Genomic DNA, 18623 nt, shown 5'->3' on the forward strand with positions numbered 1-18623 from the left:
TTTTCTTGGACGGTTTTATTGCGCGATGCCGAGTTGTCGACGGTACATTTCCGGGCTGAGTGCTCCCAGCGACAACTTGATGCGATGTTCGTTATACCATCGTATATAGGCATCAACATGCTGCATAAAGTGCTCAGGTGTCACGCCTGACCACTCATGACCATAGTACATTTCCGTTTTCAGGCGACCAAAGAATCCTTCACAGGCCGCATTATCCGGTGAACAGCCTTTACGGGACATCGAACGGATAAGACTGGCAGCATTCACACGCTTAAGCCAGCCTGGCCAGCGGTAATGCCCGCCTCGATCGCTATGGATTATTGGTCGTTCGCCTGCGGTTAATGTGCTGATTGCACCATCCAGCATGGTATTCGCCAGTTCTGCATCCGGGCGTGTACCCAACGACCAGCTCACAACTTTACCATCGAAGCAGTCGATTACAGGTGACAACCATACTTTGCCTGACGGCAGCTGGAACTCCGTGATATCTGTCAGCCATTTTTGATTAGGCTGTTCCGCGTTAAAGTCTCTGGCGAGAAGATTGTCAGGTGCCGGGCCGATTTCTCCGCAGTATGAGCTGTAGCGGCGCCGACGGTTTCGACTGACCACAAGCTGTTCTTCCACCATAAGTCTGCGTACAACCTTCTCAGAGAGTCGCTGGCCTTTGTGCCGTAGCATAGCGTGCAGACGGCGATAGCCATAACAACGATAGTTACCGTTGAAGATCTCTGTTATTGCGATACGTACGGTCGCGTATTTATCTCCCGAGCGCAGAGCTGTCCGGTGGTAAAAAAACTGCTCCGTGCAAGTTCAAGGACTCGCAGCAGCTCTGTCAACGGGTACGAGCCTCTCAGGACATCAGCGATCTGCGTCTTTTCCCTGTTTGTCAGAGTGCTGACGCTGATGCCCGGGTCTTTTTTTATGATTTCCTCCGCTTTTTTCAGGATATCGAGCTCCATCTGCTGTCGACGTATCTCCTGATTAAGTCGGTTAACTTCTTCGCGCAGCGTGTCGCGCTCTTCCGTAAGAGACGGCTTTTCATGTTTGCGCATGGACTGGTAAGCCTCATCGCCGATGATTTCATCTTTCCATTTGTACAATACCGTGCGACTGATGCCAACGTTCATGGCGATTTCTCTGGCAGGTACATGCCGTGTACAAAGCGCCATGACAGCCTGACGTTTCACCTCAGGTTCAAAAGGTGCATTTTGATTGATCGTACTGGTGAAAATAAGCCGTCTGCCGGGATGACGTTCATTAACCCAGCGAGCCAATACATCACAGCAGGGATAACCAAGAGTCCTGCTGGTAAACGCCAGGCAGCAGCCATGGTTAAGATAATGTTCAACAGCAGCCTGCTTTTGCACATCAGAGTAACGAGGCTTACGGAGTATGGATTTTGTAGCACCGTCACTCGCTTCCCATAAACGGATCCAGCGTCGTAGATTTCTTTTAGAGGGGTAACCCAGTTCACGAACTACAGGAGCCAGTTTTCTGCCGTATTTAAAGTAAAGTTCAATTGCGCGGAGCCGTTCTGCTTCGGTAAACATTATTTATCTCCTGAGAGTCCAGGAAATCGTCCGCACCCCCTCTTCCCACGCCATAATGTCACTTATCCTGTTGATCGCCGGATTACTGGTTCGAAAACTGGGAGAACGGTTTGCTCATCGTGAAGTGCTTGGCCTGGGCGATGTCTGGCTGGTTGCTGGGTTAGGTGCCTGGTTTGGTTCGCCACTTTCCCTGTTCTCACTCATGGGGGGAGTGATGGGTTTTATCCTCTGGTATGCCGGTTCGAGTACGGTTTCCCGCGGTGGCCCGATGGGGCCATGGTTGGGTTACAGTGCGCTGCTGTCCATGATCCTCTCTATTTCTGACCCTATTCTGATGTGGTGATATATGTCAATGAAAGGTAAGTCAGCCGACCGTGGCTGGGCCATGATGAGCACCGGTATCGGACTGTTAATTCTCCTGATCGTCGCGGTTTGGTCAATGGGGTATTACAACGATTATATCCAGCAGCGTGGATGGCAGGTGACGGCATCTCAGTTATCCCGTTTCAGGGCGTCGGTGAAAACCTATGTGGGCCGTTACTATGACACATTACTGGCCGCGGCCAGTACCACTGCACCGGTCATCGTCACACCGACCATACTTAAAAATACCGGTCTTTTGGAAGCGGGGTTTAGCAATACCACCGCCGACGGACAACAAATCAGTGCGGTGGTGACGCGCAATGCCACGAATACCGACCAACTGCAGGCACTGGTGATCACGCAGGGTGGAGCAAGTCTACCGTACACGGCGTTGAGAAATATTTCAGTAGATATCGATGGCATGGGCGGTTACGTCTGGAAAAACACCAATGTGACCGGTGCCATGGCGAGCTGGAGTGTGCCACTGGCCAGTTTTGGGGTGAGCACATCCAGCGGGCATGTTGGGGCGCTGATCCCTTCAGACGAACTGGGCGTTGCCCGGGAAGAAAGTGACCGTCTCTACCGTTTCTCGGTAACGGGTAAACCGGACCTGAACCGTATGCATACCAATATTGATATGGGGAGTAATAATCTCAATAACACCAATACGGTGAATGCTCAGACAGGGAATTTCAGTGGCAATGTGACTGCCGGCGGTGATATCCGCAGTAATGGTGGCTGGCTCATATCGAGGGGAAGTAACGGTTGGCTGAATGAAACCCACGGTGGCGGTTTTACAATGACAGATAATGACTGGATTCGGGCTATCAATAACAAAAATATTTACACCGGAGGGCAGGTAAGAGGGGGCAGTGTCCGTTCGGATAGCAACCTTTCCGGAGGGGGTGTGCTGCAATTGGATCAAGTGAATGCTGCTGGCGCTCCGTGTAGCAGAAATGGGGATATAAGCCATGATGCTTCTGGCGGAATACTGTCATGCAAAGACGGTGTATGGGTAGCAAGCGGTGGTGAATCAACAAACATAAACATCTATCAGTGCCCGTATAGCATTTGCGATAACAACTCTGCTAGTACCTGTGGCGGGCAGTTGAGCACACATAGTTATTGTCAATGCAGGACCGGTGGCGGTGCAATGACCTGCGGATATCTGGGCAAACTGCTCGTCGGTTATTAACTGCTAATTTTTAAACGGCGATGTTGAGTTAAGCATCGCCTTATTCTTCCTGTTTTTGCACCTTACACCTTTCTGAACAACTGAAAGGATGACGTGCAATGACCACCGAAGCATTGCCAGAACAAGAGCCGACCTTAGACCCCGAGAAAACGGGGCGCGGTGGTACTGAAAACTTTCCCCCCCGCCCGGCGTCCAATGTTCCTCTTAAGTCGGCGTGCGCTGCTAAAGCGTTTTGCATATGGTCTGGCCGCATTATTTACAACGGTTCCCGGTGTGTTGAGTGTGATCCTCTATCTACAAGTCAACAACATGGACATTCGAATTCACTCTCTCGAAGCAGCACTTCGTAGCGGTCAGTTGAGTCAGCTCTCGTCGTCAGTCGCCTCTCTGGAAAAACACGTTGCTGAACGAGACGAGCGTTTCGCGTTGAAAGAAGGCGTGGTGTCAGGCATGAGGACGCTCGGTAAAACGTTGGACGGGCAAATCTCTGACCAAAACCAAAAAATCGAACAGTTGGAAACTAAAATCGATGAGCAGAAAAGAGCGCTGCAGTATGAACTTGATGGTCGTCAGGCGCGCGCCCTGGATTTTTCATCGCTAAAAGCCAGTTTCGAAACACTCAAAGCCAGTCTGGTAGAAAAAACCCCAGCCGCCTCATCGGGTCATGCGGTGTCTTCAGAAAAAAAAACATAAGACGACTCCCGCAAAAAAGTCTCATCGGTCAGCCAGAACGGTGCCACTGGTTGCGCCGTTTATCCTGACCGGCATTGAACAGCGCGGTGGTCAGACGTTCGCTGTCGTTGCTCCCCGGGGCGCGACGACCTTATCTCAGATGCGGCTTCTGTCACCGGGTGACTCTGCCTGGGGATGGAAGCTTCGACGCCTGGAGGGCAATGAGGCTTTGTTCTCCGTTAACGGCATACCACAGCGCATCAGTGCGCAGTAAAAGGGAGTCATGATGAAAATCAGCAATGTAGTGGTTTTTTGCGCGTTTTGGGGAATGGGGATCGCCAGCGCGCAAACAGTCAACAGTGTGACCGGCACCACTTCAACGGCGAATAGCCTGCGGGATAAATCGACCCAACTTCAGTCCCAACAATCGGCCCAGCAATGGGGGCTCAGTGATACCGAGTGGCAAAAGTACCAGCAGTTGAAACAAGGTAAGCGGGGGATCCAGTCTCCGGGACTTGACCCCCTGACGACACTGGGTGTGGAAAGCGAAAGTTCTTCAGAACGTCGTCGTCTGGCGGAGTTGTGGGTTAAAGAGGCGTACCGACGCACGGAAAAAGAACTGGCATTTCAGCGCGAAGTGAACGCCGCCTGGAACCGGCTCTATCCGAATGCGCTGTCGGTCAATATGGGCAATGCTTCAGGGCTTGCCCATGACACCAACGGGCGCCTGGCGTTGTTCGTGCGTGAAAACTGTGAACGTTGTGATGCGCGTCTGGCCGCTGTGCTGGCCGACAATCGCCCGGTTGATATCTATCTGGTGGGCAGTGACGGCAAAGACGACACGGTGCGCAAATGGGCATTGAGCCACAACATTCCGGTCGACCGGGTGAGAAGCCGTCAAATCACCTTAAATCACGATCGCGGATTGTGGCTGACCTACGGGCAGGGGCAAATGCCGGTGATCCTGCAACAAGGGGAACACGGATGGCAACTCGCCGCATTCTGATGTCAGCACTTCTGCTGCTACCGCTGTGCGTTTTTGCAAAGCGTGGTCAGCCGTTGCAACAAATCCCGCCGGTTTATCATGCCATCGCGGCAGCGGCCCGCGTGCCGGCCGAGTCGTTGTACTCCCTGGCTTTGACGGAAAGTTCACGGCGTCTTCCCTATGGTGAACGCCCGTGGCCCTGGACCATCAATGTGGCGGGCAAAGGATATCGTTTTGAGACCCGAGACGCCGCCTGGCAGGCACTGCTTCAGTTTATCCGGAAATACCCGCTCAAGCGGATTGATGTGGGTATTGCTCAGGTCAATCTGGGCTGGAACGGACATCTGTTTGCCTCGTTTTACGATGCCTTCGACCCTTATGCCAACTTACGCGTCGCGGCGAATATCCTGCGCACTTGCTATGACGCCAGTCCGGGAAGCTGGATAAAAGCGGCGGGTTGTTATCACCATCCTGCCGGCGGCAAAGCGGCAGCGACCTATATTGCCATTGTCCGTCGCAAGCTCGACACCCTCGCACCCGTTCAGTTGGCCACATCAGGACCGCAGGCCCTGATGCCAACACCATTCAATGGTGTTGCACTGGTCAGTAATCAACTCACCTGGATAGAGCCAAAATGAAAATCCTGAAAATGATTGTAATGCTGTTTGCTATTGGAGGGGCTACCGCGGGTTATGCAGCACTGACTGTGGTGGGAGACCTGGGCGGGGAACCGACAGACCCTTATTTTGACGCCGTGAATGCCCAGCCCGGTGAATTGACCCCTCCTGAACCGCTGGCGCCTCCCTCTGTACCCGCGCAGGTGTCGGCGGCTTCTATGTTACCCGTCCATACACCGGAGCTTACGCCAGGGACGGTGACCGCCAGAAAGCTCACGCTTCCCGGGATGCCGCCCATTTTTATTATTGGCGACGATGATTTGTCCCGGCGATGGCTGGCTCAGCGTGGGGCCGATCTTAAGCGGCTTAATGCAGCCGGGTTTGTGGTGAATGTTGCCGACCAGGCTCACCTGAAGGAATTGCAGTCACTGCTACCGGACAACAACATGGTGCCCGTTTCCGGCAGTGACCTGGCCCGCCGCCTGCAACTGACCCATTACCCCCTGATTATCACTGAAAAGGGGCTAGCACAATGATCCCTGCTTCTCCTGGTGCTGAGATTATCAGTGCCATCCGGCAAGGAACGCCGGGCTTGTGGTTGAGTTTGTTGCTCCTGCTCCTGGTGTTACTGGCGCTGTCTTTTATCTGCTTCCCCGTGAGCCAGCGACGCCACCGTCGCTATCAGCGTCAGGCGAGCCGCGTTCTCGTCAGACTTCCACAACTGCGCGATGACGCAGCCAGGCTTGTCTATCTGCGAAAAATCAATCCCTACGTGTTTGAAGAGATGCTTTTGACTGCCTTTGCCCGTCAGGGTTACCGGATTAAGCGCAATGTCCGCTATAGCGGCGACGGCGGGATAGATGGACAGGTGTGGATCAACGGCCAGCGTTGGTTGATACAAGCCAAGCGATTTTCATCCTGTATTCAGTCAGGCGATGTCCGGGATTTCGGTGAATTAGTTCGTCAGGAAAGGTGTCGCGGCTTCTTTGTGCATACGGGACGAACGGGGGAGGTCAGCCGCGAAGCATTGAGCGCTGTTCCCGACATTACGCTGATAAGCGGCGGCCGGTTGTTAACACTTCTTGCCGGTGGCGCCGGCTGGCAAACGAGGGACCGATGAGCGATCGCTATGTGATGGAATCCCTACTGCGTCCAGCGGTGGAGCTGTATACGGCGGGGACGGCCTGGAGTGCGACCTATATTTGTCTGACGGCCCCCTGGGCGGTTGCGCTGGCCCCTTCTGTCAGTTGGGTCACCGCTGCCGGCTTTGGCGTGTTGGCTCTTCAACGTACCCGGCAAGGACTGCGTATCCTGCGTTACCGTCGCAATATCCGGCAGTTGCCCCGCTATGAATTGAGTAGCCGGCAAATCCCCGTCAGCCAGCGGTATTTGTTCCTGGGGCGCGGATTTCAGTGGACGCAAAAACACACGCAACGCCTGCTCGAAGCGCGGCGTCCTGAAGCAGAATATTATGTTCAGCCTTCGGTTATCTATCGTATGGCCCGGGATCTGGAAAAACGGCTGGAGTACAGCCTGCCGTGGCTGTGCCGATTGACCCAGGCGGATACGTTGCTCAATCCGGTACGCCCTTTACCGCCGGTGGGCGGTAGTCCTGTCTATCATGGCGTGGAGCCAAACGAAGGCGACGTGTTATATGATCTGAGCGAACGGGTGGGACACACACTGGTTATCGGTACCACCCGAGTGGGTAAGACTCGCCTGGCGGAGGTGCTGGTCACGCAGGATATTCGTCGTGGCGATGTCACGGTGATGTTCGATCCCAAAGGCGATGCCGATTTGCTCAAACGCATGTGGGCAGAGGCCCGACGGTCGGGCAGGGAACACGAGTTTTACGTCTTTCATCTGGGCTGGCCTGACATCAGTGCGCGCTATAACGCCATTGGCCGCTTCAGCCGCATCTCTGAGGTGGCCTCCCGCGTCGCGGGACAACTGTCTGGTGAAGGTAATTCGGCAGCGTTTCGTGAATTCGCCTGGCGTTTTGTGAACATCATTACCCGGGCGCTGGTCGCGCTCGGACAACGTCCTGATTACAGTCTGATCTTGCGCTATGTGACCAACATTGGCGAGCTCTATGAAACCTACGTTGAGAACATGCTGGCGTCCCGGGCGCCTCATCTTCTGGAGCAGGTGGAAAACCTGTTGTCATCCGGCATGCTCAAAGAAAAGGACTTGCCGCGCAATATGCAGGGTCAGGCCAATGCGCTGAGAGTGTGGGCCATTGAAATGACGCTGAGTTCTGATGAAGGGAAAAAGCTGTGGGATCCGGTGCTGGACGGCCTGCGTAGTGCCGTCCGCTATGACCGCACCTATTTTGACAAAATCGTGGCTTCCCTGTTGCCTCTGCTGGAGAAGCTGACTACCGGCAAAACCGCCGCGCTTCTGGCCCCGGATTACAATGATATGGACGACAAACGCCCCATCTTTGACTGGCAGGAGGTGATCCGCAAGAAAGGCATTGTCTATGTTGGCCTCGATGCGCTGTCCGACTCCGAGGTGGCCTCTGCCGTTGGCAACAGCATGTTTGCCGATCTGGTCTCTGTCGCCGGCCATATCTATAAATTTGGCCTTGCTGATGAAACCGACGCGGCGACGCCAAAGAAAGTGCCGATTAACCTGCACTGTGACGAGTTCAATGAGCTGATGGGGGATGAGTTCATCCCGCTTATTAACAAGGGGGGCGGCGCCGGTATCCAGGTGACGGCGTATACGCAGACCCTGTCTGATATCGAGGCACGGGTGGGCAGCCGGGCGAAAGCCAATCAGGTGGTGGGTAATTTCAACTCGCTGATTATGCTGAGGGTGCGTGAAAACAGCACAGCAGAATTGCTGACCAAACAGTTACCCGAAGTGGACGTCTACAACAAAACCCTGACGTCTGGCGTGACCGACGTTTCTCGGCCGGGAGAAGGAACGGATTTTAACAGTAACGTGCAGGATCAGGTGACGCTGGCCAGAATGCCGATGATAACGCCGGCAGATATTATCAACCTGCCCAAAGGCCAGGCATTTGCTTTGCTTGAGGGCGGACGCCTGTGGAAAATCCGGATGCCGCTGCCGGGAAGCGGTAACGACCTACTTATGCCGGAAAGTATCAGCCGCATCGCAGAGTACATGCAGCAGAATTATCGCACCGGTGAGACCTGGTGGACGGGCAGCACATTGCCTTCTGATGCCCTGGCGGCATTATCCACGGAGGGATAATGGCCGAGGAGAAAGTTCAACCCCGACAACAGACGGTCCCGCCCAAACAGCCCGGGCTGTTCATTACCTTGTTCTGGCTACTGCCCTGGAAGATTATTGGGATCCTGCTGGCATCGCTATTGGTCAGTCTGCTTATCGAATATGCCGGCATGACATTTATCTGGGCCAGCGAAGGCGCAGAACACAGCCGGCAGGTGATGCTGACGGAAAGTGGCTACTTGTCTGAAGGTTTCACCCGCAGCCTGATGCTATCACAGCCGGTGACGGTCATGAGTGTGTGGATAAAACAGGCATATCAGTGGGTGTTCGTGGACAGCGGCTTTATCAGTTGGCTTAATCACGCCCGCCACATACAGGGGCAGGGCGGTGCTATTGAGGCACTGAACCGGGTAGGCAGTTGGCTGGCGATGGCACTCTGGGATTATTTACAGGCCACGGTGTATGTAACGGTGATCTTCGCCATTCGCGTGGCTATTTTGGTGCTGTCGATACCGCTGTTCATTATGGTGAGCGTTACTGGCATCGTTGACGGACTCGTTCGTCGTGATTTACGCCGTTACGGCGCCGGTTATGAATCCAGTTTTGTTTATCATCATGCCAAGCGTTATGTGAAACCGGCGATGTATGGACCCTGTATGCTGTATCTGGCCTGGCCGACGGCGGTGTGGCCTAATCTGCTGCTGTTACCCTCGGCGATAATGTTGGGTTTTGTGCTGTCAGTGGTGACCGGGGCATTCAAAAAATATCTCTGAATGTGAAGAATATGGTAAAAGCATCCTACAAAATATACTGTCTCATATTATACGTGTAATCTTCTTATTTCTGGGAATATTTTCATATTTCGTCTATCTGTAAGGAGGTTCAAATGTCACGAGTTTATTCCCATCCGAAACGAAGTGAGGTAAGTCTGGAGCGTGTGCTTTTCGCGCTCAGCGATCCTATACGACTGAATATGGTAAGGATGCTTGCCTCTACCAAGAGAGTAAACAGCTTGTCACTTGGGCCTGGAATGCCAAGATCGACGATTACCCACCATACCCGCATATTGCGTGAGGCAGGGCTAACTCGGACAATACCAGAAGGCCGTAACTGTTGGATCAGCCTGCGCAGAAATCTTCTTAGCGACAAATTTCCAGGGCTTCTTGAAATTATCCTCAAAGATTAAAATCTGGCATCAGATGCTAATAGCAATTGATGCCAGAATGAATATTATCCAAGCAATTCCAGTGATGACTCTTTAAGCAATAACTTTCTTTCACCAAGGTGAGTATAGCGGGCTGGTTCAGGAGTAACTGCGTGTTCTTGGATGTAATCCAGAGTTTCCTGTAATCGAACTGCTGCTTCGAGACCTGGGAACGATTGTGACGGCGGGGTGCCTTCTTTTACATAGCCGTATACATCACTGCATAGTTTGGAGAGCTTATAGATAGTCGCCAAATTCTCAACATTATTCTCTTGTTGTTTATCAATAATAATATTCTCACTTCCGTCTGAGTTCACTGACCATATGCGGAGATGATCGCAGTCCCAGGAAGGTGTATCGTATGTAATTCTGGAATGTATAACTTCTCCAAATTCATCCGTAAATGAGAAGTCAACATTTCTCTGACGCTGAATATTCACAAAACTGCTAAATCCAGTAACTGGGACACCATTAAGTTCAGCAGTAAGCAAAACCGTATCGAGAATATGATCACCAGAAATGGAAAAGTCAGATCTCACCCCAGATACACTTTTAATACTGAGTGAGTGATTGTCATTACATATCCAGGTTATTAGGTCCAAGGGATGTATAACCTCACTCATCACACCGCATGTCGGTCTATAATCGTTGATGCGATTTTTCCCCCAGAAGAAACTTGCACGTATCAGTTTCCATTTTCTCTCAACAATCAGAGATTTCAGCAGAACAGTTGCAAAGGAATAACGTTCAACAAGGTCCAGTGCAAATCCGCTAAGGTTCTGGAGGCTGTTGCAAGCCGCTTTCCATCCATCTCCAGGCGTCGCTAAAGGCTTCTCGCAGATAATAAATCCATCGTAATTAGAAAGGGACTCAATGATGTTAATATGCTGACTATCCGTTGCACTAATAACGATGATTTCCGGTTTGAATTTTTCCAACGCATCCTTGATACTTTCATAACATGGCAATGTGTGCGAAATTTCCGTTCGATTTATATATGCGAAATTAACTTCCTCTGTATGAGTAATGCTTTTGAACGCAGAATAAAATCGATTTCCTGCATACCCTAACCCAATAATAAGGATATTCATCATTAAATTTCCCGCATGAATAGAGTTTCAACTTCAGGAGTGAATCCCTGCGCTAAGTAAAACGTTTCAGATCCTGACGTTGACTCTAGAAGAATTTTTGAAACATTCCTTTCAGAAAACCATTCTGTTAGCGACTTCAATAATGAGGCTGCCACTCCCTGCCTTCGAAAAGAGGGGTCAACGACTACTGACTGAACCCAGCCACAGTATCCTGATATACAATCTCGGGCAGGTGCCCTGCGATCAATGATACCTGTCGAGCAACCAATAACTTTTTGGCCAATTAAAGCGACAAAAATTCTTATGCCTGTGTCGTACTCCAACACATCATAAAGCCATTGCCGATACTGCTCTCTCCAGATATACCGTTCCTCTTGTGTCCGGCATGCGTAAGACGTAGAGGATGGTTTTTCAAGAAGACAGGACCGAAACCGTATTAGATCGTCAATCTGGCATCTTTCAGCTTGTTGTATGAGGAAAGACGTTGTCTCCATTTATACAGCCTCTGCCTTAATGATATTTTGGGCGACAAGAGGGATCCCGAAGTATTCAAAAGTTTCTCTGAGTGAGGATGCCAAGTGCATGATTTGTTGGCGGGTGTGATTCGGTGTTGCGTTAACGCGAAAACGTTCTGTCCCGACGGGAACGGAGGGAAAGTTAATTGGTTGCAGATAGACATGGTGCTCTTTCAGCAAGCGCTCAGCGGCCGCGCGGCATTTACCGGCGTCTCCGACAAGGATAGGGATAACGTGAGTGCTGGAACACGACATTACAGGGATCTTCATTTCATCCAGTGCAAATCTTAGTAATGTCGAATTATTATGCAGACTCTCTCTTAATTCCTGATGGTCTTTTAAGTAATTCAGGCTGGCAAGACATCCAGCAACGATCGCGGGCGGTAGTGAAGTTGTGAAGATGAAACCGGTGGCAAAGGAACGTATGGTATCAATAACGATTGCTGAGCTCGCAATGTATCCACCGATAAGGCCAATAGCTTTCCCCATCGTTCCCTGAATAATATCAATTTGATCTGCCACATGCATTTCATCCGCTTTGCCTGCACCTCTATTGCCATACATACCGATGGCGTGTACTTCATCCAGAAATGTCATGGCATTATATTTTTTTGCCAGCCTGATGATTTCCGGAATAGGTGAAATATCACCATCCATTGAATAAATAGATTCAAATACAATCAATTTCTTACGTTCTAATGGATAAGCAGAAAGAATTTCCTCAAGATGTTTAACATCATTATGGCGAAATATTTCCTTCTGAACCTTTACTGCCCGTATTCCGTTAATTATCGAGGCATGATTAAGTTCATCACTGATAATTACTACATCATCCATTAGGTGCAATAGGCATTGTAATGTCGCATCGTTGGAACTAAATCCGGTAGGAAAAACTAATGCAGCCTCCTTATTATGCCATTCAGCCAAGCTGGATTCCAGTTTCTCAAAGAGTTCGTGGTTTCCACCAATATTTCTGGAGCCTCCTGCACCAGCTCCATACAGATCAACAGCAGTATGCATAGCCGTTCTTACCACTGGGTGTTGGGACATCCCCAAGTAATCATTGCTGCACCATACTACAGCAGAAGAATGGTCTGCTGTAATATCTGCAAGAGGGTACTTGCCGCAAATTCTATTCAGCGTAACAAAATTTCTGTATTGGCCAGATTTTTTTAAAGCCTCAACCTTTTCACTAAAGAAAATTTCGTACATATTAATCTCCCAAATTATTGTGCGTCGTTGCTTATGAACTTTTTCATCAGATGAATAATAAGTGCTAAAAGAGCCACGAATATTGAGAATAACGGTAATGAGCTTGAATGGAGATGATTATTCAAAATAGTGGCACCCATCACTACCCCTATTGACCCACCTGCATAATTTGCAGATGAATTCCAACCAATTAGTGACGTGGTATGTTCTGGTGCGTAATTGATCAGGGAATGCTGCTGCGGAGCGATACTTGACCATCCTGCGAGCCCCCAGAAAAACGTGCCAGCCAAACACAAGTAAAATGAACCATACCCAAAGGCGATAAAACTACTCATTAACAAAGCAATCAGGATAAGAGTGGTTAACCAGGGTGAAATTAATTTATCTATGACTTGCCCTACAAACATAGCGCCGATCAATCCGCCAATACCCCAGAACCAGATCAGCATTGGAATTTCCCGCCCCATACCTTTATCTGCGCTTATTTCTGCAATAAAAGTATAAAGTCCCAGGGAAGCGATACCAGTTAGCAACGTGACCATTAGTGTCATCAGGGGTAATCTGGAAGTCAGTGCGGACAATCGTTCCTTCAGAGGAATGGCCTTTGGTGCTGAAAACGTTAGTCTATTGAGAAGCATTCCTGCCAGAGAAATTATACCTAACAGGGCGATCAGCCCAATAGTTGCCCGCCATCCAAATCTATTTTCTACCATCAGGCCGGCAGGAACCCCTAGGGCTGTGCCCACGCTAAGTCCTGCAAGTACTAATGCTAATGCTCTTCCTTTATGCGACTCATCAACCATACCGGCCGCACAGGCAGAGGTCAGTGGTGAGAAGATACCTGCGCCACACCCTGCAAATAACCTAGAGAACAAAAGCCAACTGAGGGAATGAGACAGCAGCGTGATCAGATTCCCTACAATAAAAATGACGATACCTGAAATCAACGCAAAACGGGCAGATGTTCGGGAAGCAAAGACAGGGGCAAGTAAAGGGGCTGAAACAGCATAGGCTGCAGTGAATAATGCTACACCTAAGCCAATGCTGCCTTGTGTCGTTTGCAAGTCTTTCGCCATGGAAGGTAACAGTCCTGCCAACACGTAGGCATCCAGCCCAAGAGCAAACGTCCCTATGACCAGCGGCCAGAGTCGCCAGAGGTTTCCATTAGTCATGTTTATCCTATGTTAAAATTTAACATTTCTGCTAAGAACAATATTTCAAATGTTCCACATTTATCGAACATTTAGAATGTTGTTCCTGAGCACCTTCATCGTCAATAAGGAAATGATGCTATTTTTTGATATAAATCAAATTTTTTCCCTAATAAAGGGCCGAGTCAACTTTAAGAATTGCTACCTCCTCCATAGTTTTTCGATGGTTGTAACTGAGTTTTGCTCGGAAAATGTAACTGAGAGAAATCACGCTTTTTAAACGCTCAAATTGAGTTTATAAGCTCTTAGAGATGAAGGACTCCTGGATGCTTAGTACAAAACATCCCTTGCTTTGCTGTTTGACTACTCCCCGCCAATTACTTTTTTAATTATCACCGCGCCATAAATAGTTTCCTGCTGCTCTCCCTGTTTGGTTGCGTCAGTCTTTCCCCGCAACCTTAAACACACAGGAGAGCGTCATGCGCCCAACCCCCGGAATCTACGTGCTGCTGCTGGCTATGTGCAGCTTCAGCACGTTCCAGACGCAGGCTTCCGAAAAAGATGAACTGGCTTTGGTGATGCGTCAGCTTGACCAGGTTCAGGCCGGTCTCGACAGAGCTCGAGTCGTGGCCAATCAGAATGACCAGAATGCCCGCTTTTACTTCGACTATCTCAGTGCAACACGCGATATCACCACGATGAAACAAGGTATTGCGCATTATCTGGAACCGTCCCGGGCTCAGCCTTCGGTGCCAATGTCAGTCACCGGTCAGTACCGTGAGGAGGGACGCTAATGGCCATGACCAGTGCTCAGCAGTCAGGCTGGAGTGCCGGCACCGGCGGTGGCATGGAGCCGGCATCTCTCAATCTTCTCATTCTGGGACTCCTCGGGGCGGTACTTTTTCTGTTTGTTGCCTGGGTGCTGGTGACCGCCTACCGCGGCGTCTCTGATAAATCCATTCCCATGAGCAAGCTGCCGGAGACGGCTATTCGTCTGGTTGTGCTGCTGCTCCTGACACTCTTCTTCTTTTTTCACTGAAGTAAGGATAATTCAATGAAGTTAATGACTTTCTTTCGAAACAGGTTTGCGCTGCTGGCAGGCAGTACCCTGTTTTATGTCGGCAATGCGCTGGCTGACTTGCCGTCAATCGAGCAGCCGACTTCCGGCGGCGGGAGCGGCACATACGCCACTATCAAAGGTTATCTGCGTGATGGCCTGACCCTGGGTGGTCTGGTGATAGCGGCGGTTGCCTTCATCGTGGTCGCCAATGCGGCCATCAGCTGTTTCCATCACGTCCGTCAGGGTAAGGCGACCTGGACGGAGTTTGGCACCTTCGTGATCATCGGTGTCATTTTGCTAGTGGTGGTTATTTGGCTTGTCACCAAAGCCAGCGACATTCTTTAAGGGGGCAGTATGGCCGTGATCGAGTTTTTACCCGACCGTCTGAATACCCCGCCCGTTGTCTGGAAAGGCTTCACTGCCGGTGAGTTCCTGCTGGCGGCTGCGGTGGGGTTTCTGCTCGGTATTCCCGTTTCCCTCCCCCTGGTCTTCATCCCCGCAGTGGGCTGGATTGCGATCCCGACCTGCATGCTGATCATGCCCATCATGGTTGTGTTTATTGGTGGCCGCTGGGTCAGCAATTACAAACGCGGCAAACCGGATAACTATCTCTGGAGGCGGTTGGAGGAGTTGCGTGCTCGCGCTGGGCTTTTCCGGGGGCTGGTCATTCACAGTCAGGCGTGGGCGCTGCGGCGTACGCGTCCCTTTAAACGGGGAGCCATCCAATGAGCCGTTTTCGCAATGCGGTCAGCGCCCGGGACAACCATATTTTCACCCTGCGTATGGTGTGCGCCATGTTGTTTGTCGCGATGGTGACAACCAGCACCGGCTGGATGCTGGCTCCCCGAAACCTGACTATCCACAATCCGCCCGATCTCCGTTCGGGCAGCACCAAAAAATGGTGGGAAGTGCCACCTTCCACGGTATACAGCTTTGCGTTTTATATCTTTCAGCAATTGAATGCCTGGCCTAAAAATGGGGAAGTGGATTATCCAGCCAAAATTGCTCAGATGAGCCCTTATCTGACACCGGCCTGTCAGGATTTTTTGAATAAGGATGCCGAGTTTCGCACCAACAGCGGCGAGCTGAAAGACCGCGTGCGCGTGGTCTATGAGATCCCCAAACGCGGTTACAGCAGCAAGAGTGTAGAGATCAAATCCGAGGATGAATGGGTGGCCCGCCTTGATCTGGTGGCGGACGAGTATTACCACACCGAACCGGTGAAACGGGCGATGGTGCGTTATCCGATAAAAGTGATCCGCTGGGAGGGCGACCCTGAACGTAATCCGTTCGGGCTGGCGATGGATTGTTATGGCGGTGTGCCGCAGCGCCTGGAAGCCATACCTGTTCAGGCACCTGAGAAAAAAACAGGGGTGTTCCAGTGAAACTAAAAATCCTGGCCGCGATGGGACTGATAATGACAACGGTTGGTGTGGCTCATGCCGTGGAGCTGATGAAGTGGGAGCGGATCCCTCTGCAAATTCCTCTCAACGTGGGGCAAGAGCGGATCGTGTTTGTGGATAAAAACGTGCGGGTCGGGTTCCCACCCTCCCTTAACGGCAAGTTGAGAGTACAAAGCAGCGGGGGCGCGGTCTATCTGGATGCCAGTGATGCCTTTCCTGTGACGCGTCTGCAGTTGCAGAACAAGGAAAACGGCGAAATCATTTTGCTCGATGTCAGCGCCGCGGTGGGAAAAACGACCCGCGAACCGGTTCAGGTGGTGTATGACGGCGACGTGTCATCGGCGTCGGCCAGCGACAAAACTCAGGTCAGCGGTACCGGAAGTCGCCATGGTCAATCGGTATCGACTCAGAATGAAGCGATGACAGAACGGCGCAAGCCAGCAAAGTTGAATGCTCCGTTACCGGTGGCGTTGACTCGCTATGCCGCACAAAGCCTCTACGGCCCACTGCGCACCGTGGAGGCGGTGCCGGGTATCAGTACCGTCGCGCTTAAAGTGCCTTCCCGGATCACTACTCTCTATCCCTCAGCGCCAGTGACCGTCAGTCCGCTGGCGGCCTGGGGCCTTAACGGTTACAGCGTCGTTGCCCTGCAGGTGCGTAACACGGCAGCGACAAAAGTCATTCTTGATCCCCGGGAACTGGAGGGGCAGTTTGTCTCGGCGACTTTTCAGCACCGGTGGTTAGGGAATGCAGGGACGCCCGAGGATACCACGGTGTTGTATTTGGTGACGAAAGGCCGTCCGGAAAGCGCATTCTTGTCCGAACCCGTCGTGCCGTTGGTCAACGGTAAAAAGACGCGGAGTACCCGTAAATGAAAATAAAATCCAATGGTCTGGTCAAACTCATGGTGCCGCTGGCTATCCTCGGCACGGTGTTCATTGGTGTCAAATCCTGCTCAACAGATGGTGGGGAGAAAAACGCGCAGGCCAATGCAGGAACGGCAGTGCCTGACCTGACGCCGGAGGACATGAAGGCGATGGGCATTGAAGGGGACACGCCTCAGGACACCCTGCGCACGCTGGTCGGCAGCCTGAAGACGGTGACGAAGCGGCAAAACCAGCTTGACGCCGACAACAAGGCTCTGGCGGAAGAAAATAAAAACCTGCAGCAGAGCAATCAGAACGTTGATGAGCGTATCAATCAGGCGGTGATCAATGCGCAGTCAACGGCAGATAAAGAACAAAGCCATCTGAAAGGCCAGGTACAAGCACTGACTGCACAGATTGGCGACCTCATGCAGAAATTGAAGGATAAAGGCAACGGCGGTCAGGGAACGATGACAGGAAATCCTTCTACCATCGGCAGTGATATCCCGGTGGGGTTGGGGCTCGATGGCGGAGGCGTCGGGAGTGCCGTGCCCTCAACAGGGAGCGATGGTCTCCTGTGGGTTGAACCTAAAGACGGCGTAGCGATAGATGCCAGCGGCAAACCGGTTGGAGAGGGGAATACCAACATTGCCAACGGTTTTTCCTTTGCGACCTCCTTCCTGGATGATAATGCCATCACCCGTCAGAAAGCCGAACTGGCCAATAAAACCAATGCCGGCAAAACCCTCAGTGGCAATAATGCCGCCGAGGGCCCCGTTGATCCGGTATATACCCTGCCTGAAAATTCAACATTAATTGGCAGCCGGGCGATGACCGCGTTGCTCGGACGCGTCCCTATCGATGGAAAAGTCACCGACCCTTATCCCTTCAAAGTGCTTATTGGCAAAGACAACCTGACCGCGAACGGTATCGACCTGCCGGATGTGCAGGGCGCAATTGTCTCCGGCACGGCGACCGGTGACTGGACGCTGTCGTGCGTGCGCGGCTCGGTGACCAGCATCACGTTTGTTTTTTCTGATGGCACAGTACGTACCCTGCCACGGCCTGCCGGGCAGACCGACAGCCAGGGCGGAAACAACGGCAACAATGCTGGCAGTATTGGCTGGCTGTCAGATGAAAACGGTATTCCCTGTCTCTCTGGCGAGCGGAAATCGAACGCATCGACCTATTTGCCCACACTCTTTGCGCTCTCTGCCAGCAGCGCCGCTGGCGATGCGCTGGCCCAGAACCAAAATACTGCGCAGACGAACGCTTATGGTGGTGTGACATCAACGCTGACGGGCGATGCCGGACAGTCTGTCCTCGGTAAAGCCGTCTCCGGGGGGATGCGGGATATGGCGGACTGGGTGAAAGCCCGCTATGGCCAGACCTTTGATGCCATCTATGTGCCCCCGGGCATGAAGGTGGCGGTCCATATCACCCGGCAGCTGGCGATTGATTATGAAGAGAAAGGTCGCAAAGTGAAGTATGACTTCAGCCTGAGCCAGGCTGGCACGGGACTGGACTAAATAGGGGAC

General features: G+C 51.7%; 22 protein-coding genes. 17 read left to right on the forward strand and 5 right to left on the reverse strand.

All coding sequences use genetic code 11. From position 1 onward, the window contains the following. Positions 1 to 15: 15 nt before the first annotated feature. Positions 16 to 1550, reverse strand: a protein-coding gene (locus PCO85_05270; protein ID WJV54842.1) for an IS3 family transposase whose coding sequence is annotated in 2 segments (ribosomal slippage) — positions 16 to 794 and positions 794 to 1550 — 1536 coding nt in all. Because the reading frame shifts where the segments join, the coding sequence is not laid out codon by codon here. A 55-nt stretch (positions 1551 to 1605) separates the two neighbouring features. Here PCO85_05270 and PCO85_05275 point away from each other — a divergent pair. The 10 genes from PCO85_05275 to PCO85_05320 all read left to right on the forward strand — a co-directional run bounded on the left by PCO85_05275 (position 1606) and on the right by PCO85_05320 (position 9356). Next, positions 1606 to 1893, forward strand: coding sequence for a hypothetical protein (locus PCO85_05275; GenBank protein ID WJV54843.1), 288 nt, complete (start codon positions 1606 to 1608; stop codon positions 1891 to 1893). Positions 1894 to 1896: 3 nt separating this feature from the next. Then, positions 1897 to 3108 (forward strand): shufflon system plasmid conjugative transfer pilus tip adhesin PilV, encoded by a 1212-nt coding sequence (gene pilV, locus PCO85_05280; protein ID WJV54844.1) that lies wholly within the window; start codon positions 1897 to 1899, stop codon positions 3106 to 3108. A 195-nt stretch (positions 3109 to 3303) separates the two neighbouring features. Beyond that, the gene (locus tag PCO85_05285) at positions 3304 to 3801 is read left to right on the forward strand and encodes a hypothetical protein (GenBank protein ID WJV54845.1); all 498 of its coding nucleotides are present in this window, start codon (positions 3304 to 3306) and stop codon (positions 3799 to 3801) included. Between the two features lie 40 nt (positions 3802 to 3841). Further along, positions 3842 to 4054, forward strand: coding sequence for a hypothetical protein (locus tag PCO85_05290; GenBank protein WJV54846.1), 213 nt, complete (start codon positions 3842 to 3844; stop codon positions 4052 to 4054). Positions 4055 to 4108: 54 nt separating this feature from the next. After that, complete coding sequence (locus PCO85_05295; protein ID WJV56002.1) at positions 4109 to 4786, forward strand: TIGR03759 family integrating conjugative element protein; 678 nt, start codon at positions 4109 to 4111, stop codon at positions 4784 to 4786. Then, a complete protein-coding gene (locus PCO85_05300; protein ID WJV54847.1) occupies positions 4765 to 5403 on the forward strand; it encodes a transglycosylase SLT domain-containing protein in 639 nt (212 codons plus the stop codon). The genes PCO85_05295 and PCO85_05300 overlap by 22 nt, the downstream gene beginning before the upstream one ends. After that, positions 5400 to 5918, forward strand: coding sequence for an integrating conjugative element protein (locus PCO85_05305; GenBank protein ID WJV54848.1), 519 nt, complete (start codon positions 5400 to 5402; stop codon positions 5916 to 5918). Before PCO85_05300 ends, PCO85_05305 begins: the two co-directional genes overlap by 4 nt. Next, positions 5915 to 6502: a restriction endonuclease gene (locus PCO85_05310; protein WJV54849.1), complete on the forward strand. Its 588-nt coding sequence runs from the start codon at positions 5915 to 5917 to the stop codon at positions 6500 to 6502. The genes PCO85_05305 and PCO85_05310 overlap by 4 nt, the downstream gene beginning before the upstream one ends. Next, the gene (gene traD / locus PCO85_05315) at positions 6499 to 8604 is read left to right on the forward strand and encodes a type IV conjugative transfer system coupling protein TraD (GenBank protein ID WJV54850.1); all 2106 of its coding nucleotides are present in this window, start codon (positions 6499 to 6501) and stop codon (positions 8602 to 8604) included. Before PCO85_05310 ends, traD begins: the two co-directional genes overlap by 4 nt. Further along, positions 8604 to 9356: a TIGR03747 family integrating conjugative element membrane protein gene (locus PCO85_05320; protein ID WJV54851.1), complete on the forward strand. Its 753-nt coding sequence runs from the start codon at positions 8604 to 8606 to the stop codon at positions 9354 to 9356. The genes traD and PCO85_05320 overlap by 1 nt, the downstream gene beginning before the upstream one ends. A 457-nt stretch (positions 9357 to 9813) precedes the next feature. On the opposite strand, the gene PCO85_05325 is transcribed toward PCO85_05320, so the two are convergent. The 4 genes from PCO85_05325 to PCO85_05340 are packed head-to-tail and all read right to left on the reverse strand — an operon-like array spanning position 9814 to position 13777. Beyond that, positions 9814 to 10881 (reverse strand): Gfo/Idh/MocA family oxidoreductase, encoded by a 1068-nt coding sequence (locus PCO85_05325; protein ID WJV54852.1) that lies wholly within the window; start codon positions 10879 to 10881, stop codon positions 9814 to 9816. Further along, positions 10881 to 11372, reverse strand: a complete 492-nt coding sequence (locus tag PCO85_05330) for a GNAT family N-acetyltransferase (GenBank protein WJV54853.1) — start codon at positions 11370 to 11372, stop codon at positions 10881 to 10883. The genes PCO85_05325 and PCO85_05330 overlap by 1 nt, the downstream gene beginning before the upstream one ends. Then, entirely contained in the window at positions 11373 to 12605 is a 1233-nt protein-coding gene (gene hemA, locus PCO85_05335) for a 5-aminolevulinate synthase (protein ID WJV54854.1), read from the reverse strand. It lies immediately after the preceding gene. A 14-nt stretch (positions 12606 to 12619) separates the two neighbouring features. Then, positions 12620 to 13777: an MFS transporter gene (locus PCO85_05340; GenBank protein ID WJV54855.1), complete on the reverse strand. Its 1158-nt coding sequence runs from the start codon at positions 13775 to 13777 to the stop codon at positions 12620 to 12622. A 458-nt stretch (positions 13778 to 14235) separates the two neighbouring features. Between PCO85_05340 and PCO85_05345 the strand changes: the two genes are divergently transcribed. Genes PCO85_05345 through PCO85_05375 form a run of 7 tightly spaced genes read left to right on the forward strand, consistent with a single transcriptional unit; the run spans position 14236 to position 18614 of the window. Next, positions 14236 to 14550: an RAQPRD family integrative conjugative element protein gene (locus tag PCO85_05345; protein WJV54856.1), complete on the forward strand. Its 315-nt coding sequence runs from the start codon at positions 14236 to 14238 to the stop codon at positions 14548 to 14550. After that, the gene (locus PCO85_05350; protein ID WJV54857.1) at positions 14550 to 14795 is read left to right on the forward strand and encodes a TIGR03758 family integrating conjugative element protein; all 246 of its coding nucleotides are present in this window, start codon (positions 14550 to 14552) and stop codon (positions 14793 to 14795) included. The genes PCO85_05345 and PCO85_05350 overlap by 1 nt, the downstream gene beginning before the upstream one ends. 15 nt (positions 14796 to 14810) lie before the next feature. Further along, complete coding sequence (locus PCO85_05355; protein ID WJV54858.1) at positions 14811 to 15161, forward strand: TIGR03745 family integrating conjugative element membrane protein; 351 nt, start codon at positions 14811 to 14813, stop codon at positions 15159 to 15161. 9 nt (positions 15162 to 15170) lie between these two features. Further along, on the forward strand, positions 15171 to 15545 hold the full coding sequence (locus tag PCO85_05360) for a TIGR03750 family conjugal transfer protein (GenBank protein ID WJV54859.1): 375 nt from the start codon (positions 15171 to 15173) through the stop codon (positions 15543 to 15545). Further along, positions 15542 to 16201, forward strand: a complete 660-nt coding sequence (locus PCO85_05365; protein ID WJV54860.1) for a TIGR03746 family integrating conjugative element protein — start codon at positions 15542 to 15544, stop codon at positions 16199 to 16201. The genes PCO85_05360 and PCO85_05365 overlap by 4 nt, the downstream gene beginning before the upstream one ends. A 20-nt stretch (positions 16202 to 16221) precedes the next feature. Then, a complete protein-coding gene (locus PCO85_05370; GenBank protein ID WJV56003.1) occupies positions 16222 to 17094 on the forward strand; it encodes a TIGR03749 family integrating conjugative element protein in 873 nt (290 codons plus the stop codon). Then, positions 17091 to 18614, forward strand: coding sequence for a TIGR03752 family integrating conjugative element protein (locus tag PCO85_05375; protein WJV54861.1), 1524 nt, complete (start codon positions 17091 to 17093; stop codon positions 18612 to 18614). The genes PCO85_05370 and PCO85_05375 overlap by 4 nt, the downstream gene beginning before the upstream one ends. Positions 18615 to 18623 lie beyond the last annotated feature (9 nt).

The sequence above is a fragment of the Prodigiosinella aquatilis genome (assembly GCA_030388725.1).
Taxonomy (GTDB): domain Bacteria; phylum Pseudomonadota; class Gammaproteobacteria; order Enterobacterales; family Enterobacteriaceae; genus Prodigiosinella; species Prodigiosinella aquatilis.

Bases quoted from the DNA above. Each gene is read 5' to 3' on its own strand.
- PCO85_05275 (WJV54843.1), top strand. From the start codon at position 1,606: ATGTCACTTATCCTGTTGATCGCCGGATTACTGGTTCGAAAACTGGGA.
- PCO85_05340 (WJV54855.1), bottom strand. From the start codon at position 13,777: ATGACTAATGGAAACCTCTGGCGACTCTGGCCGCTGGTCATAGGGACG.
- PCO85_05325 (WJV54852.1), bottom strand. From the start codon at position 10,881: ATGATGAATATCCTTATTATTGGGTTAGGGTATGCAGGAAATCGATTT.
- PCO85_05370 (WJV56003.1), top strand. From the start codon at position 16,222: ATGGGACTGATAATGACAACGGTTGGTGTGGCTCATGCCGTGGAGCTG.
- hemA (WJV54854.1), bottom strand. From the start codon at position 12,605: ATGTACGAAATTTTCTTTAGTGAAAAGGTTGAGGCTTTAAAAAAATCT.
- PCO85_05300 (WJV54847.1), top strand. From the start codon at position 4,765: ATGGCAACTCGCCGCATTCTGATGTCAGCACTTCTGCTGCTACCGCTG.
- PCO85_05310 (WJV54849.1), top strand. From the start codon at position 5,915: ATGATCCCTGCTTCTCCTGGTGCTGAGATTATCAGTGCCATCCGGCAA.
- PCO85_05350 (WJV54857.1), top strand. From the start codon at position 14,550: ATGGCCATGACCAGTGCTCAGCAGTCAGGCTGGAGTGCCGGCACCGGC.
- PCO85_05305 (WJV54848.1), top strand. From the start codon at position 5,400: ATGAAAATCCTGAAAATGATTGTAATGCTGTTTGCTATTGGAGGGGCT.
- PCO85_05360 (WJV54859.1), top strand. From the start codon at position 15,171: ATGGCCGTGATCGAGTTTTTACCCGACCGTCTGAATACCCCGCCCGTT.
- PCO85_05295 (WJV56002.1), top strand. From the start codon at position 4,109: ATGGGGATCGCCAGCGCGCAAACAGTCAACAGTGTGACCGGCACCACT.
- PCO85_05355 (WJV54858.1), top strand. From the start codon at position 14,811: ATGAAGTTAATGACTTTCTTTCGAAACAGGTTTGCGCTGCTGGCAGGC.
- PCO85_05375 (WJV54861.1), top strand. From the start codon at position 17,091: ATGAAAATAAAATCCAATGGTCTGGTCAAACTCATGGTGCCGCTGGCT.
- PCO85_05285 (WJV54845.1), top strand. From the start codon at position 3,304: ATGTTCCTCTTAAGTCGGCGTGCGCTGCTAAAGCGTTTTGCATATGGT.
- traD (WJV54850.1), top strand. From the start codon at position 6,499: ATGAGCGATCGCTATGTGATGGAATCCCTACTGCGTCCAGCGGTGGAG.
- PCO85_05345 (WJV54856.1), top strand. From the start codon at position 14,236: ATGCGCCCAACCCCCGGAATCTACGTGCTGCTGCTGGCTATGTGCAGC.
- PCO85_05365 (WJV54860.1), top strand. From the start codon at position 15,542: ATGAGCCGTTTTCGCAATGCGGTCAGCGCCCGGGACAACCATATTTTC.
- pilV (WJV54844.1), top strand. From the start codon at position 1,897: ATGTCAATGAAAGGTAAGTCAGCCGACCGTGGCTGGGCCATGATGAGC.
- PCO85_05320 (WJV54851.1), top strand. From the start codon at position 8,604: ATGGCCGAGGAGAAAGTTCAACCCCGACAACAGACGGTCCCGCCCAAA.
- PCO85_05330 (WJV54853.1), bottom strand. From the start codon at position 11,372: ATGGAGACAACGTCTTTCCTCATACAACAAGCTGAAAGATGCCAGATT.